We start from the raw sequence: 16,608 nt of genomic DNA on the forward strand, positions 1-16,608 counted from the left end.
AGCGGGAGAGAATCTAAATCGTTTTCCGATTTGTGCCGTCATACAATCGACGTGCCAGGTCACGCGGGGGGGAGGGGAGCCGAAAGCCTTGGCGGCTTCCGCTACGGTTGAAGTGTGGTCGCCCAATTCACTCGGTCATAAATCTGCATTCACACGTTTGTTTCGGAACGCCGGACTGGTGACGATGTTTTCAATGGCATCTCGGATGCGAAATCCCTCGGCCGCAAGCGATTCATTCATCTCGGCGATCGCCGCCTCATCCGACAACTCTAACGAGCGTCCGAGGGCATAGGCGAGCAGTTTGCGACAAAAATGGTCGACAAAGTCGGCTTGTCGGGCGCGGCGGATGTAATCCCGCAGCCCCTCGATCCCGTCCCCGTGACTGTCGTCGGGAAACTGGACGTGGCTATCCACTTGGCGTCCGCCCAGATCCGTTTCACGCCGCTCGCCGATCGGTCCATAGTGCTCGAACACCAATCCGAAGGAATCAATTTTGTCGTGGCAGGCCGCACAGCTGGGATCGGCACGGTGTCGCTGGAGCGCCTCACGCAGCGTCAATTCGCCCAGCTTGGACTCGTCACTGGGCAGCTCCGGCACGGCCGCCGGCGGGGCGGGGATGTGTTCGCCGAGGACGTGTTTGACCAACCAGTTGCCTCGTTGAACGGGACTGGTTCGCAGCCCCGGGGAATTCTTCGTCAGGAACACCGCCATCGGCATCAATCCGCCACGGCCGAAACGATGCGCCCCGTCAACGCGTTTCCATCCATCGTCGGACCAGTCGCCGCTGGTGTTCAGCAACTCAGCGGGGATCTGGTAGTGATCGGCCAACGAAGAATCGACGAAGGTGTAATCGGCGTACAACAGATCGAGTAGCGAACCGTCGCGTCGCACGATGTCGGAAAACATCCGGATCGGTTCTTCATACATCGACTGACGCAGAGCGTCGGTGAACTGGGGAAAGCGATTGCGATCGACGCCGTTGTGTTGTTGGAACTGTCGAAAACTCAACCAGCTGCCGACAAATTCATTGATCATCCCCTGGGCGCGTCGGTCGCTGAGCATACGAGCGACCTGTGACTTCAACACGTCATCCTGATGCAGTCGCCCCGAACCGGCCAGATCCAACAGTTGCTGATCCGGCATGCTGGCCCACAAAAAATAGCTCAACCGACTGGCAAGTGCGTAGCCGCCGAGCGGCTGAATGTCCTGGTCGGTGTCATCTTCGACGCGCTCCAGCGGCAGATCCAATCGGTAACAGAAGTTGGGTGACATTAGGATCGCCACGACACATTCGCGGATCGCGTCCTCGTGATCGAGCCCGTCGACCTGACGCAGCTGTTGATAAAACGATCGAATGCTTTGCCGTTGTTCTTGCGATAGCGGACGGCGATAGGCGCGGCCGGCCAGTCGAACCACGGCGTCCAACTGCACGGACTGCGATTCCAGCTTCAATCGTTCCAACCGCCGAAACGTTTGTGACATGTCTTCGAAGTAGTACGCGATCGCCTCCAAGGCTTGCGGATTGCCGCCGACGCGTTCCGCTTTCGTCAAATACGCCTCGGCAAGCGCTCGGACTTTTTCCTCCGACGTGCTGTCCTTGTCTTCGGCGCGGAAGCGATCGAATTGAGAATCACGCATGAAGCGAGAATCGGTGCGGTCGAACCAAATGAATCCGGCGTACTGACGCATCGGTGCCGACGTCACAAAATCCAGCTCCAACCACAATCGATCCAACTCTTGCCGCTCGGCGTCGCTCAACACAAGTTCGTACAGCGGGTCGTCATCGCGGAAGTATCCCATCTGGCTGTGAAAACCGGCGCTCAAGAAACGTCCCGTCCGCCCCTTTTCCTCTTTGGGGTCCAAGTAGACACGAGCCCGCTCGGAGACGACAAAGGTATCGGGGAAAACCGAGCAAAACCGCTCCATCGCTTGTTCAAAGTCACGTTGTTGAACCGTATCGCCGGGAACGGTCATCGCAGCGGCTTCGGGCGAATCCGCCGGCAACTTCAATGCCGCAATCACCTCGCCCAGTTCCGAGACTTCACCAACAAAACGCCTGCGGTTGGCCACGAATTGTCGGTTTTTCCACAGCACCAACGGCTGAGAGCCCTTGTGGACTTCGGGGGTCGTCAGGTTTTCGACTTTGGGAATCAATCGCTGACGCAGATTGATGATGAAGTCTTGCATCTGTCGGCACTGCGTTTGTGCTCGACGTACGGCATCCGCTTCCTCTGCCGAGGGCAGCTTGCGCCACACGATTCGCAGCGTCGCCAAAGGACCGATGTCGGCCGCTTGGTCGGACGATTCATCGGCGTGGAGGACGTCCCACAGTGTTCGTAAGTAACGCGGGCTGAGCCCTTGTTGTGAAGCGAATGGTTCAAGTGAAACCGTCGGATCAACCGCCGACGCATTCTGGTGTTGGAATTGCCAAAGGGCGAAAAAGAAATCGGCGTATTCCAAGCGTTGGCGGCGATAGAAGTCGATGATGCGATTGACACAGAACTTGTCGCGATCGGTTTCGGTGATCACCGGATGGGGCGCAAACTCGATGCCCGTCGGCGTCAGCACCAGATGTTGAGAAAGCTGTCGCGCCGCTTCCAGGTACTTTTTCAATAACGAAGGCGACATGGCCAGCGATTCGCCCGAGTTGTCGAACCCTTCTTGGTTGGCCGGGTCGATCGGGAATGACTTGGCCGGCTGCAGGTCGTGTCCCGTCAGGTCTCGAATCGTGTAATTGTATTCGGCGTTGCTCAATCGCCGTGCGAGCACGATTCCCGGATCACCGGCCCGCCGCTCGGCTTCGTTGCGACGCACCCTGGCGATCCACTCGATGACACCCTTGCGGGCTTCGGGCGTCGGATGCGTGTCTGCATCTTCCGGTGGCATGTCCCCCGCTTCCAGCCGGTCCATCACCACCATCCATTTTCGGAAATGCTCGATCACCGAGGTGACATCGCGATCCGAATCCAGGTCCAAATCGCCCTCGGCCGTCTCGGCATTGTGACAGGCCACGCAGTGGGTCTGGACAAACGGGCGGATCGTGCTGGCAAATGCCTGATCCAGATCCTCAGCCCCCGAAACGACCGACGCCGAACAGGCCAACAACAGGACAAAAAACAAAGATCGCATCGGTCGGCGAGACTATGGCAGGCAGGTGGGGCTAGTGCAGGTGGGGCTAGTGCAGGCGGGAGCAACCAGGGGATCGCGGGTGGGGCAAACCGACCGTTTGGGTCGTGCGAGATTGATCCTCTGGTGACGTCTCCATCTTAACCCTATCAGCGCTCGTTCGGGATCCAGACTTTCAGCCGATCGGGAAGATTCTGGAAAACACTCCCTCCGTCGCTGTTCCGCAGCGAGCGTGTGCGGCTAAAGCCTGGACACCAGCGCATGTTGGTGTTTAGCCTTTAGGCGATTCCCCGTCGCTGCTTCGCAGCGAGCATGTGCGGCTAAAGCCTGGACACCAGCGCGTGTTGGTGTTTAGCCTTCAGGCGATTCCCCGTCGCTGCTTCGCAGCGAGCGAGTGCGGCTAAAGCCTGGACACCAGCGCATGTTGGTGTTTAGCCTTCAGGCGATTCCCTGTCGCTGCTTCGCAGCGAGCGTGTGCGGCTAAAGCCTGGACACCAGCGCATGTTGGTGTTTAGCCTTCAGGCGATTCCCTGTCGCTGCTTCGCAGCGAGCGTGTGCGGCTAAAGCCTGGACACCATCGCACGTTGGTGTTTAGCCTTTAGGCGATTCCCCCCCGTGGCTGCGGAGCAGCATTCCCTGACTCGATGTTCCCTGACTCGCCGCACTCACCGTGCCCTCGTGATTGTCACTATACTCCGATCCGCGGTTTTGCCAGGTTGCTTCGCAACCGCATCGTGTGGCATCTTCTGAACCAATGCAAGCTTGGAGAACGCTGATTGATGGTTGAGTTCCCGAACGAGATTCTGCATCGACTGAAAACGACCGGCGTCGTCGCCGGGTTCTCGGTCGAAAACGTGGAGCACGCCGTTCCGTTGGCCAAGGCGTTGATCGCCGGTGGGATCACGGCGATCGAATTGACGCTTCGCACGCCGGCGGCGATGGCCGGGCTGATCGAAATCTGTCGCCAAGTTCCCGAAATGCTGGTCGGCGTCGGCACCATCCTGACTCCGGCGTCGGTCCGCGAAGTCAAAGCCGCGGGCGCAGATTTCGGTGTCGCTCCCGGGATGAACCCGCGTGTGGTCCGGGCCGCCCAAGACATCGCGCTGCCGTTTGCACCGGGGATCGCGACCCCATCGGACTTGGAAGCCGCGATCGAATTGGGCTGTCGCTTCGTCAAGTTCTTTCCGGCCGAAGCGATGGGAGGCGTCCGCTACCTGCGCAGCATGTCGGCCCCTTACAAACATCTGGGCATCGAGTATTTTCCGCTCGGCGGTTTGAACGCCGACAACATGTCAGACTATCTGGCCGAGCCCAATGTCGCCGCGATCGGCGGCTCGTGGATCGTCAAACAGGAACTGGTCGAGCGCGAGGACTGGGACGGGATCAGCGCCCGCGCGGCCGAAGTGATCGAGAAACTACAGCAGGATTGAGACTATGAATCAGGTCGTTGTGACGTTCGGAGAAATCATGGGGCGGTTGGCGGCGCCGGACCACTTGCGGCTGCGACAGACGCGGCAACTGGACGTCACCTACGCCGGCGCCGAAGCCAGTGTCGCCGAATCGGTCAGCAATTTGGGCGGTGTGGCACGCTACGTCACGGCGCTGCCCAAACACGCGTTGGCCGACGCGACGATCGATTCGATCCGTGCCCTTGGTGTCGATGTCCGGCATGTGCTGCGAACCGACGAAGGCCGACTGGGGCTTTATTTTTTGGAAACCGGTGCCAACCAACGCCCCAGCAACGTGATCTATGACCGCGCCGATTCGGCGATCGCGATCACGTCGGCCGATCGTTATGACTGGGACGCGATCTTCCAAGACGCCGGCTGGTTGCACCTGACCGGGATCACGCCGGCGCTGTCGGCCAATGCCGCCGAAGCGACGCTGATTGCCGCGCAAAAGGCGAAAGCCGTCGGCGCGACGGTTTCCATCGATTTGAACTTTCGCAAAAAACTTTGGCGTTGGGACTCCGGAAAAGCGCCGCGTGATTTAGCCGAAGCGACCATGCGAAAAATTCTGCCCCACGTCGATGTGGTGATCGCCAACGAAGAAGATTGTCACGACGTGCTGGGCATCCGCGCCGGACAGACCGATGTTCATGCCGGGGCATTGGACACGTCGCGTTATCCCGACGCGGCGCGGCAGGTCGTCAGCCAGTTTGCCAATGTTTCGAAAGTCGCGATCACACTCCGCGAAAGTCTGTCGGCGACGCACAACAATTGGGGGGCGATGCTACTGGATGCCGCGTCGGACCAAGTCTCGTTTGCACCGCTGGATGCGGAGGGGAATTACCGGGCGTACGAAATCAAAAACATCGTCGACCGCGTCGGCGGCGGAGACTCCTTCGCCGCCGGATTGATCTTTGCGTTGACGACGCCCGAGCTGAACCGGCCGGAGACGGCGCTGCGGTTTGCCGTCGCCGCGTCCTGTTTGAAACATTCCATCAAAGGCGATTTCAACTTTTCCACGAGGAGCGAGATCGAAGCGCTGATGGGCGGCGCCGCCTCCGGACGCGTCGTCCGCTGACCGCCCGGAACCCCACGACCCTCTCCATCACCTCGCCGCCTTGGGAACGTCAAATGCGAAGAGGAGGGGGCAAAACGATCCGAGAGAAACGCCAGCGGGAAGCGTAAGCGAGCGGCTCGTGCGGGAACGGACGCGCGGTCAGTAGAGGCAGAATGATTCGGGGCAGAATGATGGGACACAGTCGTTGATGGAGCAAACGCAGCGAGCGGGACAGCGTCACGTTGCACAGTGACGATGGTGAATCGCGTTGCGGTCAAAAATCACGAAACGGGCCGCGCGGCTCGGCGGCATCCATTTGCGATTGCCACTGGTCAAACCGCTGCTGCATGTCGCGGGCGACTTCGGGTAAGCGTCCGGACAGGTCGGTCGATTCGCCGATGTCGGTTTGCAAGTCGAACAGTTGACCGGGTTGGTCATCCAGTTGAACCCATTTCCAGTTTTCGACCCGTGCGGCGCGGTGGCCGCGTCGCCGCCAAAACATTTCCGTTCGCGGTGAGTCCTGATTCTCGCGCAGCGTCGGCCACCAATTGTGTCCATCCAAGTGGACTCCGGCAGGCGTCGACGCCCCCGCGGCTGCGGCAAGACTTGGCAACAGTTCCAGCGAGGTCAAGAACTGGTCGTTGGTCGCGCCCGCGGGAATGCCGCCCTGGGGCCAGCGGACCAGACAGGGAACGCGCAGCCCGCCTTCCCACATCGTTGCTTTCCTGCCCCGCAGCGGCGTGTTGTCCGCGCCACCGCTGCCCCCGTTGTCGCTAAAGAAGATCACGATCGTGTTGTCGAGACACTGCTTTTGTTTTAGCCGCTCCAGCATCTTGCCGATCGACGCGTCCATGCACGTCACCGCCGCACGGTAATCGCGCCGGCGAGCTTCTGGCGTCGTCACCGTCGCCTTGGAGGCGTAACGATGTTTTTCGGTCGTGCGATACTCGACGTCGACTTTGGGGTACATCGCTTTAAATTCATCCGGTGCCTGGACCGAACTGCGGATCGCGGGATCCAGCGATGACGAATTGTGCGGGGCGTTGAAGGGAACGTAGAGAAAGAACGGCGCTTTGCCGGCCCACTGATCGAGAAACCGCAACGCTTCACGCTCAAACAAGTAGGTGCAATAGGTCCCCTTGTCCTCAACCGTCGGCGACTCGTTGCGGTACATGCTGGGCACCCCGTAACGCTCGTGCGTGTAGTAGTCGATCCCGGTGTTGACGAAGCCATAGAAGTCATCGAAGCCGCGCGAGGCCGGCAGGAAACGTTTCAAACTGCCCAAATCCCACTTGCCGTAGATCGCGGTCTTGTAGCCCGATTGCTTCATCACGTCGGCGATCGTGACCTCGCGCACGTCCATCCCGCCGATGCGTTCGAACGTGACCGCGTATTCTTCCGCCTTGTAGCGATATCCGTAGTCGGGGGCTTCGTTTCGGATCATGTCATAGATCCCATTCCGCTGCGGATAACGACCGGTCAGCAAGCCGGATCGGGACGGGGTGCACGCCGGCCAGGTGACATAGAAATTCGTCAACCGAGTCCCCTCCTCTGCGATCCGATCCAGATTGGGTGTGAGGATGCCATTGCCGAGCAAACCCAGATCGTTGTAGCCCTGGTCATCGGAGACGATCAGCAAGACGTTCGGACGTGCCGCGGCCGAAAGGTTGCACAACAGAAAGCCGAGCAGGAGAGTGAATGAGAGACGATACATCGTGCCGTGGTGGTGGGGGGATGATGGAGGGAGCGGAGCTACGTGGATGGGCGACGTTCACGTGACCGTGAACAACCCGCGGCGTGCGAGGACGATTCTACCGTCGGCGACGATTGATTTTGGGGGGCGTGGAGAGCAATTGTCACAATCGGCCGCCGTTTCGCTGAACTGTCGCCGTCCTCTCCGAGGTCGGCGCGGAGCAAAGCTTCGCTTTTTCGCGCACGCCGAGTTCGGAGAACACGGCGACGCTCGCAACTCATCGGCAACCGGAAAATCGAATTGTGGTCAACGACTACGCTAGCACGTCCTGGATCACGTGGCCGTGGACATCGGTCAAACGACGCTCGATGCCGTTGTGGTAATAGGTCAACCGCGTGTGGTCGATGCCCAGCAAGTGCATTGCGGTGGCGTGTAAATCATAACTGTACGTCGGTGATTCGATTGCCTTGAAACCGAGTTCATCGGTCGCCCCGAAGCCGACGCCGCCCTTGATACCGCCCCCGGCCATCCATGCCGTGAAGGCACCGGCGTTGTGATCGCGTCCGAACCCTTTTCCTTGGGACGCCGGTTGACGCCCGAATTCGGTCGTACAAATCACCAGCGTTTCGTCGAGCATGCCTTGCTGTTTCAAATCTTTTAATAGCGCCGACGCGCCGCCATCGAGCACCGCGCCCCAATAGCCGTGATCGCGCGGCAAGTCTTCGTGGCTGTCCCAATTGGGACGAATCTTTTTTGCCGTCGTGTTTTCCGCCCCGCAGTAAATCTGCACAAACCGCACGCCGCGTTGGACCAGACGTCGCGCCAGCAAGCATTGCTTGCCGAACGGGCCGACGTCCGGATGTTCGGTTTGATAAAGCTCTTGAATCGATTGCGTCTCCTGGCTCAAATCCGTGGCTTCGGGAGCGCTCAATTGCAACCGCGCCGCCATCTCATAGGCTTTGATCCGCGCTTCAAGCTCCGTGTTGGCGGGTCTTGTCTCTCGATGCAGCTGATTGAGCTGTTGCAGAAAATTCAACCCCGCGCGATCGGACCGCGGCGTCACTTCGGTGAATCCTCGCGGCGGAAACAGATCGGCGATGGGGTGGCGCGGGTCGGTCGTGTCCAGCGTCGTGGCCTGGTACTGGGCCGGCAGGAACCCGGCGCCCCAGTTGATGATTCCGCCGGGCGGCAAGCCGCGCGGATCGGGCAACACCACAAACGCGGGCAAATCGTCGGCTTCGCTGCCCAGTCCATAGGTCACCCAGGATCCCATGCTGGGAAAACCCGGCAGCGTGAATCCCGTATTCATCATGAAACACCCCGGCCCATGCAGCGCCGTTTTGCTGTGCATCGAGTACAGGAAGGCCATGTCGTCGATACAGGTCGCCAATCGCGGAAACAGATCACTGATCCACAGACCGGATTGGCCGTGGCGGCGGAATTTCCAGTGGCTGCCGCGACAGTTGCCCGGTTTGGACGCGAAGAACTGCAAGGTCCCGTCGGAGTCGAAGGGGGTTCCATCGCGACGCGCCAGTTCCGGCTTGTAGTCAAACGTATCGACTTGACTCATCCCGCCGGGACAAAAGATCTGGATGACACGTTTCGCTTTTGCCGCATGATGCAACCCGGCATGGCTTTCGCCGGCAAGCATCGCAGAGAGCGCCAACGATCCGATTCCGCCGGCGGCCGATCGCAGGAATTCACGTCGCGATCCATGCGCGGCAACGGGGATGCGGTGACGAGAATCGTTAATCGACATAGACAAACTCGTTCAGATTGAACAGCGATCGGCACAGCGCGAACAGACTCTCACGGCTGACAAACTCGCCAGCCAATTTGGCTTCCCGGTCCGAAGGTGACCTTGCCAGGGCCAGCCTAAACGCTCGCTCGACTTGTTTCGCCACATCAACACCCGCTTCACGTTCGACTCTGCGGGCAAAGTAACGCGCTTGTCGAAGCATGAAATCGTTGTTGTAAAGCGCCAGTGATTGAAGCGGCGTGGTGGTCGTGATCCGCTTGGGCGTCATGTTGGCCGGGTCGGGGCAATCCAAGGTCGTCAGAAACCGATCCGGCGTGGTTCGCACGATGAAGCGATAGATGCTGCGACGCCACAGCGACGCATCGTCGGCGGGCTTGTAGGTGTAGATCGGGGCGTAGGCGTCTTGATAATCAAAGTCTTCGAATCCGGGGCCGCCGCGACGAAGGTTCAAGTTTCCGCTGGCGAACAAAACCGCATCGCGAATCGCCTCCGCCTCCAGCCGTCTGGGATTCTGCCGCCACAGCAGTCGGTTGTCGGCATCAATTCGCATCGCCGACTCGTCCAGTTGACCGGATCGTTCGCTCACGTGGCTGGATTGTCGATACGTCCGGCTGGTCAGGATCAAACGGTGCATGGCCTTGAGCGACCAGTCGTGACGGACCAGTTCCTCGGCCAGCCAATCGAGCAATTCGGGATGCGACGGTCGAGAGCCTCCGAAGCCGAAGTCGCTGGGCGTGTCGACCAGGCCTTGGCCGAAATGCCAGTGCCAAAGTCGATTGACGATCACCCGCCGGGTCAGCGGATTGCGGGTGTCGGTGATCCACCGCGCCAGTGCGGCACGCCGTTGTCCATCACCGGTTTGGGGCGTGCCCAGTTTTGGATCCAGCATTGCCAGGGCAGACAAGGCGGCCGGCGCCAGGGCGTCCCCGGTCGCAGATTCCGGATCGCCACGCGAAAGCAATCGCACCTCTGGCACCTCCGCGGAGGCAACAACGCCATAAAAACGCGGCGGCGGCCCGAGGGTGTCAAGTTCCGCCGTCACGTGTTTGCGAGCCGACCGAAGGGCCGCGATCCGTCGCGTCTGGGCGTCGGTCGATTGGCGCGGAGTGTTGCAGCGAATCCGCGGGTCCCCGAATCCGATCTGGTCGTGGCTGAACCCGTTGCCGCCGTCGGTCGCGACCAGTGTCAAAAAACGCACCGACGGAGCAAGTTGCAAATCGATTGATTGCAGGCCATCGTCGCGTTTGAGGTTGCGAAACTCTGCCAGTTTCAGACCGTCGGCAAAGACCCAGACGTCGGCGTGATGGGAACCCGCTGCGCCGAAGTACCCCAGCAACGCGGTGAACCGAAGCGGCGCGGTCGTTGCTTGCGTGCCAGCGTCGGTCGCCCCCATCAATTGCCTACCGATCGCGGCGACGTCAAACGTGATCCCCGCGTTGGCGTGCAATCCCAAGACACTGCGCCCGCCTTGGGTAAAGTCGATTCCGTCCAGGGCCGGTGAATGTTGACTGGCGACCGGACCGTTGCGGATCATGTCCCACGCGTTGCCCGATGTGCTGGGCAAGCCGCGGATCGTCACGCCGGTCGAGCTGACGGGAATCTCCGCGCGTCCCCCGTCCCCGTCGGGGATGAATACGCCATCGACGAATTCAAATTCCGATTCAGAAAACCGGTTGGTCACGACGTTGCCGAGTTTTCCGAAATCGCGTGTCTGGACCTTTGCCGTGCGGGGATCGATGCCTTGGCGAAACGCGCCGGTCATCGATCCATTGCCGCCGCCAACGATGTCTGCCAAATCGATCCCGTCACCTTCCAGCCGTCTGAGCTGGAAATCGATCTCGTCGCGACGGGCGATCAAGCGCTGTTGCTGTGTTTCATAGTCCTGCAACGCCGACTGGCTGACCAGACGCTCTTCCCGTTCCAAACCGGCGAAGACGGATTGAAGTTGGTAGTATTCGCGCTGTGAGATCGGATCGAGTTTGTGATCGTGACAGCGGGCGCAGTTCACCGTCAGCGCCATCGTGGTGGCCATGACCTGGGTGGTCATGTCGTCCAGATCCAGCGCCCGGGCAGACCGCCGCAGCTGGGCGCTTTTGGTTTCCACGTGCCCGACGTAGTCCCAGGGGCCGGCCGAAAGAAAACCGGTGGCGACCACCGCTTGATCGTCGTCAGGCCACAGGACGTCGCCGGCGACCTGTTCTTGCAGGAATCGGTCGTACGGTTTGTCGTCGTTGAAGGATTCGATCACGTAGTCACGATAACGCCAGGCGGTGTCGCGGCGCATGTCGCGTTCAAACCCGTGCGTGTCGGCGTAGTGTGCCAGGTCCAACCAGTGTCGCGCGTAACGCTCGCCGTAATGTGGCGACGCCAACAATCGGTCGACCAGTTTTTCATAGGCCTGGGGATCGGGATCGTTGACGAACGCTTCCACCTCATCCGGCGCCGGCGGCAATCCGACCAAATCAAAACTGACACGGCGAATCAACGTGCGGCGGTCGGCCGGTGGGCTGATCCGAAGTTGGTGTTCGGCAAGCTTGGCGCGAATCAACCCATCGATGGTTGAGGGTGATTTCGGAGAGCTTTTGTCAGGGACATCGATCGGCTGGAACGCCCACCAGGACGCATCCGCCATCGACCGTTCTTTGACGACGATATCACGCGGCCATGTCGCTCCCTGGGCGATCCAACGGCCCAGCAGCGCGACGTCGCCGGCGCCCAGCGGGGCCGCGTCCTTGGGCATCGCGGCCGGCGAATCGTCCTGTGGCGTGACCAATTCCAGCAGCCCACTCGCCTCCGGGACTCCCGGGACCACGTAATCACCCGACATCAGGTCGTCGATCGTCTCCAACGAGATCCCGCCCTCGCTGTTGTCGGGCGAGTGACAGCGGACACAGTGCCGTTGCAGGATCGGTGCGATTTGGGATGCAAAGTCGACCGACGATTCGGCGGCCCGGAGTGGACCGCAGATCACCAGCGTTAAGACGGCACCGGCGATCGCGCTTGGTGCCGGGAGAAACATCCGGTGGGGCATACAACCGTAGCTACGCTCGCCAGAGCGTGGAAAATGCAGGGGAACCACCTTCTGGCGAAGGTAGCTACGTTTGCGCGGCAAGACCGGATGGTTGATTCGACGAGCCCTCACAGCGGCCGGACGACCGAGGTGCTGCGGTAGTAATCCATCAGCGTTTCGACCGACAGCACGCCGCCGCCCATGCCGCTCAAGTTCACACCGCCGTAGGGGACGCCGTGGGCGAATACGTTGTGGGCGTTGATCCAACTGTTGCCGGCGATCATCGATTCGGCGACTCGTGCGGCGCGTGCCAGGTCTGTCGTCCAGACGCTGTTGGCCAGTCCATAATTCGTATGGTTGGCCATCTCGATGGCTTCGCTTTCGGTTTTGAACGGTGCCAGATATGCGACCGGCCCGAAGATTTCTTCTTGCGCCGCGGTGTTGTCCAGCGATCCTGCCAGCAATGCCGGTTTGACAAAATGACCGCTGTATCCTTCGACTTCGGCGGCACCACCGGCCAGCACACACTCGGCGCCTTCGGCTTGTCCCTTTTCCAAGTAGCCGAGCACGCGTTCACGTTGCTTGGCGTTGACGACCGGTCCCATCTGGGTCTGGCCATCGAGCTGGTAACCTATTTTGACCTGAGAGAGCTGGTCGACGCATTGATTGACGAAGTCGTCGTAGATGTCTTGATGGACCAACCAACGCGTCGCGTCGCAGCAGACCTGTCCGGTGTGGAACGTGATCGCACCGGCCAGTTTCTGTGCGGTCTGGGCCACATCGACGTCGTCAAACACCACCGCGGCGCCCTTGCCACCGAGTTCCAATTTGACCGGGACCAAGTTGCGTCCACAGGCCTCTCCGACCAGACGTCCGACTTCGGGCGAACCGGTGAACGACATGCGTTTGATCCGCGGGTTGGCCGAGAGCGCTGAGCCGACGGTCGCCCCGCCGCCGGTGACCACGTTGATCACGCCGTCGGGGATGCCGATTTCCTGTGCCAATTCGGCCAGATAGATTGCCGACAGCGGCGTGTCTTCGGCCGGTTTGATCACCACGGTGTTGCCGGCCGCCAGTGCGGGAGCGATTCCCCAGCCGATCAACAGGAACGGGAAATTCCATGGGAAAATGAACGCGCACGCACCCCAGGGTTGCCGCACCGTCCAGGCCTCATGGCCTTTGACGGCTAGCGTGGTGCGGTGATTGATGTGCTGGGCCATGTCGGCGAAGTAGCGAATCGTATCGGCAAAGTTCTGCACGTCGCCTTGTGCCTGTGATTGGACCTTGCCCGCATCCAGGGATTCGATTTGGCCGATGATCGGGACGCGTTTTTCAACCGCGTCGGCCAAGCGATGCAACAACGCGGCCCGCTCGTTGACCGGCATGGTTGCCCAGGCGGTTTGTTTGAACGCGGTTTCGGCAACGCCAACGGCCTGGTCCACTTGCTCGGCGGTCAGTTCCACGACGTCGGCCAACGTTTCGCCGCTACCCGGATCGGTGGTCGGGATGCTGCCGTCATTTTCCGAGCCCATCGTCTTGCCGCCGACGAAACTGGCCAAGCGGCCACGCTGCAAAAACGCTTCGACTTCGGGCAGTAGCGAGGGTTTTACAACAGTGCTCATCGGGGATTCCTCTTTCCGGAAGGATTGGGTTGAACTGAGGGAAAAGGGGGGTGTGTTTTTTCTGAAATGGCAATCGACACCGCGAAAACACGGTCGACCGATGTCCGCTTGATGCATGTTAACAGCTCCATCGGCGTGGCGGGGAACACCAGCTGGATCTGCTTAGCTGATCGGAAAAATCGATAATCCGTTAACGGGATTCAGCCGGGCGTCAGGGGGCGGGCAAGGGTGAACTGCTTGACAATGGCGGGGAGTTGATCGACGATCTAAGGGTTCGAAACGTCGATCGAGCTACCTCTGGTAGGCAATCGCCGTCTCCCTTTGTTGTTTTTCACCCCCATCGCCGAATCATTTCAACTGATCATGACACGCAAACTTTCTCTCTCCCTGTTTGGTTTGTTGTTCGCCTCTGCCATTTCCATCACCGGTTGCGGTGGCGGTGGTGAAGCGGAATTCACCCCCAGTGAAGCACAGACCGCCGAAGAAATCGCCGAGGCCGATGCCTACGAAAAAGCGATGAACGAAGCGGCGCAAGAAACCGCCTCTCAAGGCAACTAGGTTTCGCGCCGTTAACGCCTGGGCTGTTGGCGCAGGCATCAAGTTAAGTCTGCACCCTCCCTGGCAGAGGGCGCGCGGTTTAGGAATTGACCCTCTGGCAGGAGGGTCGGGCGCAGCGAGGGGAGGCCGAACGGTCAATCGCCGGACAAGCGTTCGTCCGCCGGTCGCTTCAGATCGTGGATCAACCCTCCCCGCTCCGAACGCAACCCCGTCTGCAACCCTTCCAGGGAGAGCGTGACTTCAATTAACGAGTCCGCAGCTTACGAGCAAGGGACGCACCTGCTCCACTGGCGTGTGGGGCTGTGGATTTCCGAGTGCCGCGGGGCGAAGCCGGTCTGCTTTCAAAGAATGGCTGGTCTGCGAAGGGCCGAAGGTGCTTCGTGCCCTCCGCCGGCCCGCGTGTCTGCGGAAGGGCGTTTGAATCGACCTTTCGTCGTCGCTCTCCCCGTTCGGACATCGCAGAAATGCCTCAAAAACCTCGATCCTGATGCTTTTTGCCACTAAATTCCTGTAAGAACCAAACGATTCAATCAACAGGTCCCTCAGAAACGGCCTGCTCAATTCCCTCACCGATCCCCACCCTCACCGATCGCGGCGCGGATTTCGGCGGCATTCTGCGGAGGGCGACCAAGCTGCGGCCGATCGTCGCAATCTGCGGGCAACCGATGCCGGGGGCAAACGCCAGGAGGGCGGGAAAGCAGGACATGAGCGAGTATTCGTCGGTGGCAGACCCTCCGAGAGCCCTTCGATTCCACTGCGGCGTTTCGGGCGGCACTCCGCGTCTAAGTGGGATGAACGTTGGTCGCGGCTGTCCCACCGACGTTTATCGTCGCAGATTCCCTCTTAAAAGTTCATATTGGGGGGGAGAATGTGGTTGAAACTGGGATTCAGCTGCCATAAACTCCGAAGTGGCGATCCGAAGTTGTCCGATGGGGGTTATGCCTAGGCGGACGCCCCAGTGGGCTCAGTCAAGTGGGCTCAGTCAAGTGGGCTCCGTTCGCTTCCTGGTGCGACGGGATCCATGTCGCAAGTCTTTTCCTATTTTTCTGGAGTTTTTTTATGATTCAAAGCCGTGATCGGCGGGCCGGTTTCACGCTCGTCGAACTTTTGGTGGTGATCGCCATCATTGGTATTTTGGTCGGCTTGTTGTTGCCGGCCGTTCAGGCTGCCCGCGAGGCGGCTCGGCGGATGAGTTGCAGTAACAACTTCAAGCAAATCGGCTTGGGGTTGCACAACTACCACTCGACCTACAAGAACCTGCCCATGAATGCGGGCGGAACCTACAACACCGGCTCCGGTGGCGATTTCAACAATTCGCACTGGTTGAGCTGGATGGTCGGGACGCTGCCGTTCATCGAGCAGCAGGGGCTGTGGGATCAAATCTCCAACCCGTTCGGGTTCAACCGGGACGGCAGCCGGAAAACGCCTCCGTTTGCCGCGATGGGACCGCGTCCTTGGAACGAGAACTACCAGCCCTGGTTGACTCAGGTTCCCAGCTACCGCTGCCCCAGTGACCCGACCCAACCGGTGTCCAACCGTGTCGCGTTCAACAATTACTCGGCCTGTATCGGCGATGCAATTTTTGAGCAACAGCACGGCGGTGTGAACGACCAAGGTGTGCCGAGCACCAGCGGTACCTGGGGTGACGAAGCCGGTCAGCGCTGGGCCCGCGGTGTCTTCCGCGCCCGTCACTTCACCAAGTTCCGCGACATCAAAGACGGTCTCTCCAACACCATTATGTGTGGTGAAAACGTCGTCGGCGACCGTACCAACTTGGCCAAGGGCACGTTGATTGTGCGTCAAAACGACGTCTGGGATCTGCCGCCCAACCAAGGTGTTCAGTTCATGGACCCCGAGCGTCCCCAGTACGTCAACACCGACACGTCCATCGGTGGTCTGCCGCCTTGTACCGGTTGCTGCGGTAGCGGCATGGGACCGAACCCGTGTTTCGATCAGTCGGCTAACCACCAACGTGGTCGACGCTGGTCCGATGGTCGGCCGATGTTCAGCGTGTTCACCACGATCACCCCGCCCAACAGTTACAACATGCAACGTTGGCACGGTGGTGGTGGTGTCCTGTGTGCCTCCAGTTTCCACCAAGGTGGTGCCCACGTCTTGATGGCCGACGGTGCTGTGATCTTCATCACCGATTCGATCGAATCGGGCGACCAAGGACACGTTCCTTACGGTCGTGACAATGGCGACGGCCGCGGAGCCAACGGTGGTGCGGGTCGTGAAAGTCCCTACGGCCTGTGGGGTGCTCTGGGAACCAAGGCGAGCGCCGAAACGATCCAAGAGCAGCTGAACCAGTAAACCGTTTCAGCTTCCGTTTGAA

Annotated in this window: 9 protein-coding genes; 4 read left to right on the forward strand and 5 right to left on the reverse strand. The window is 60.1% G+C overall.

Annotated elements, in window-relative coordinates:
* Window positions 1–135: 135 nt before the first annotated feature.
* Window positions 136–3,129: a DUF1592 domain-containing protein gene (locus H1B37_RS15895; protein ID WP_182867641.1), complete on the reverse strand. Its 2,994-nt coding sequence runs from the start codon at window positions 3,127–3,129 to the stop codon at window positions 136–138.
* Window positions 3,130–3,905: 776 nt separating this feature from the next.
* Between H1B37_RS15895 and eda the strand changes: the two genes are divergently transcribed.
* Both eda and H1B37_RS15905 read left to right on the forward strand, forming a co-directional pair.
* Entirely contained in the window at window positions 3,906–4,556 is a 651-nt protein-coding gene (eda, locus tag H1B37_RS15900; protein ID WP_182867642.1) for a bifunctional 4-hydroxy-2-oxoglutarate aldolase/2-dehydro-3-deoxy-phosphogluconate aldolase, read from the forward strand.
* 4 nt (window positions 4,557–4,560) lie between these two features.
* Window positions 4,561–5,652: a sugar kinase gene (locus H1B37_RS15905; RefSeq protein WP_182867643.1), complete on the forward strand. Its 1,092-nt coding sequence runs from the start codon at window positions 4,561–4,563 to the stop codon at window positions 5,650–5,652.
* 253 nt (window positions 5,653–5,905) lie between these two features.
* On the opposite strand, the gene H1B37_RS15910 is transcribed toward H1B37_RS15905, so the two are convergent.
* The 4 genes from H1B37_RS15910 to H1B37_RS15925 form a co-directional block, all read right to left on the reverse strand.
* Complete coding sequence (locus tag H1B37_RS15910) at window positions 5,906–7,345, reverse strand: sulfatase-like hydrolase/transferase (RefSeq protein ID WP_182867644.1); 1,440 nt, start codon at window positions 7,343–7,345, stop codon at window positions 5,906–5,908.
* A 292-nt stretch (window positions 7,346–7,637) separates the two neighbouring features.
* Window positions 7,638–9,083 carry a DUF1501 domain-containing protein gene (locus H1B37_RS15915; RefSeq protein ID WP_182867645.1) on the reverse strand — a complete coding sequence of 482 codons (1,446 nt, stop codon included), beginning with the start codon at window positions 9,081–9,083 and terminating at the stop codon, window positions 7,638–7,640.
* Window positions 9,073–12,102, reverse strand: coding sequence for a DUF1553 domain-containing protein (locus tag H1B37_RS15920; RefSeq protein WP_182867646.1), 3,030 nt, complete (start codon window positions 12,100–12,102; stop codon window positions 9,073–9,075). The genes H1B37_RS15915 and H1B37_RS15920 overlap by 11 nt, the downstream gene beginning before the upstream one ends.
* Before the next feature lie 119 nt (window positions 12,103–12,221).
* Window positions 12,222–13,715: an aldehyde dehydrogenase family protein gene (locus tag H1B37_RS15925; protein ID WP_182867647.1), complete on the reverse strand. Its 1,494-nt coding sequence runs from the start codon at window positions 13,713–13,715 to the stop codon at window positions 12,222–12,224.
* Between the two features lie 363 nt (window positions 13,716–14,078).
* Here H1B37_RS15925 and H1B37_RS15930 point away from each other — a divergent pair, with 363 nt between their 5' ends.
* Entirely contained in the window at window positions 14,079–14,273 is a 195-nt protein-coding gene (locus H1B37_RS15930) for a hypothetical protein (RefSeq protein ID WP_182867648.1), read from the forward strand.
* A 1,059-nt stretch (window positions 14,274–15,332) separates the two neighbouring features.
* Window positions 15,333–16,586, forward strand: a complete 1,254-nt coding sequence (locus H1B37_RS15935; RefSeq protein ID WP_182867649.1) for a DUF1559 domain-containing protein — start codon at window positions 15,333–15,335, stop codon at window positions 16,584–16,586.
* Window positions 16,587–16,608: the final 22 nt, after the last annotated feature.

Origin of the sequence: Stieleria mannarensis (assembly GCF_014154935.1) — a bacterium.
Taxonomy (GTDB): domain Bacteria; phylum Planctomycetota; class Planctomycetia; order Pirellulales; family Pirellulaceae; genus Stieleria; species Stieleria mannarensis.

Excerpts from the sequence above, each read along its gene's own strand:
- H1B37_RS15895 (WP_182867641.1), bottom strand. The coding sequence starts at position 3,129 with ATGCGATCTTTGTTTTTTGTCCTGTTGTTGGCCTGTTCGGCGTCGGTC.
- eda (WP_182867642.1), top strand. The coding sequence starts at position 3,906 with ATGGTTGAGTTCCCGAACGAGATTCTGCATCGACTGAAAACGACCGGC.
- H1B37_RS15905 (WP_182867643.1), top strand. The coding sequence starts at position 4,561 with ATGAATCAGGTCGTTGTGACGTTCGGAGAAATCATGGGGCGGTTGGCG.
- H1B37_RS15910 (WP_182867644.1), bottom strand. The coding sequence starts at position 7,345 with ATGTATCGTCTCTCATTCACTCTCCTGCTCGGCTTTCTGTTGTGCAAC.
- H1B37_RS15915 (WP_182867645.1), bottom strand. The coding sequence starts at position 9,083 with ATGTCGATTAACGATTCTCGTCACCGCATCCCCGTTGCCGCGCATGGA.
- H1B37_RS15920 (WP_182867646.1), bottom strand. The coding sequence starts at position 12,102 with ATGTTTCTCCCGGCACCAAGCGCGATCGCCGGTGCCGTCTTAACGCTG.
- H1B37_RS15925 (WP_182867647.1), bottom strand. The coding sequence starts at position 13,715 with ATGAGCACTGTTGTAAAACCCTCGCTACTGCCCGAAGTCGAAGCGTTT.
- H1B37_RS15930 (WP_182867648.1), top strand. The coding sequence starts at position 14,079 with ATGACACGCAAACTTTCTCTCTCCCTGTTTGGTTTGTTGTTCGCCTCT.
- H1B37_RS15935 (WP_182867649.1), top strand. The coding sequence starts at position 15,333 with ATGATTCAAAGCCGTGATCGGCGGGCCGGTTTCACGCTCGTCGAACTT.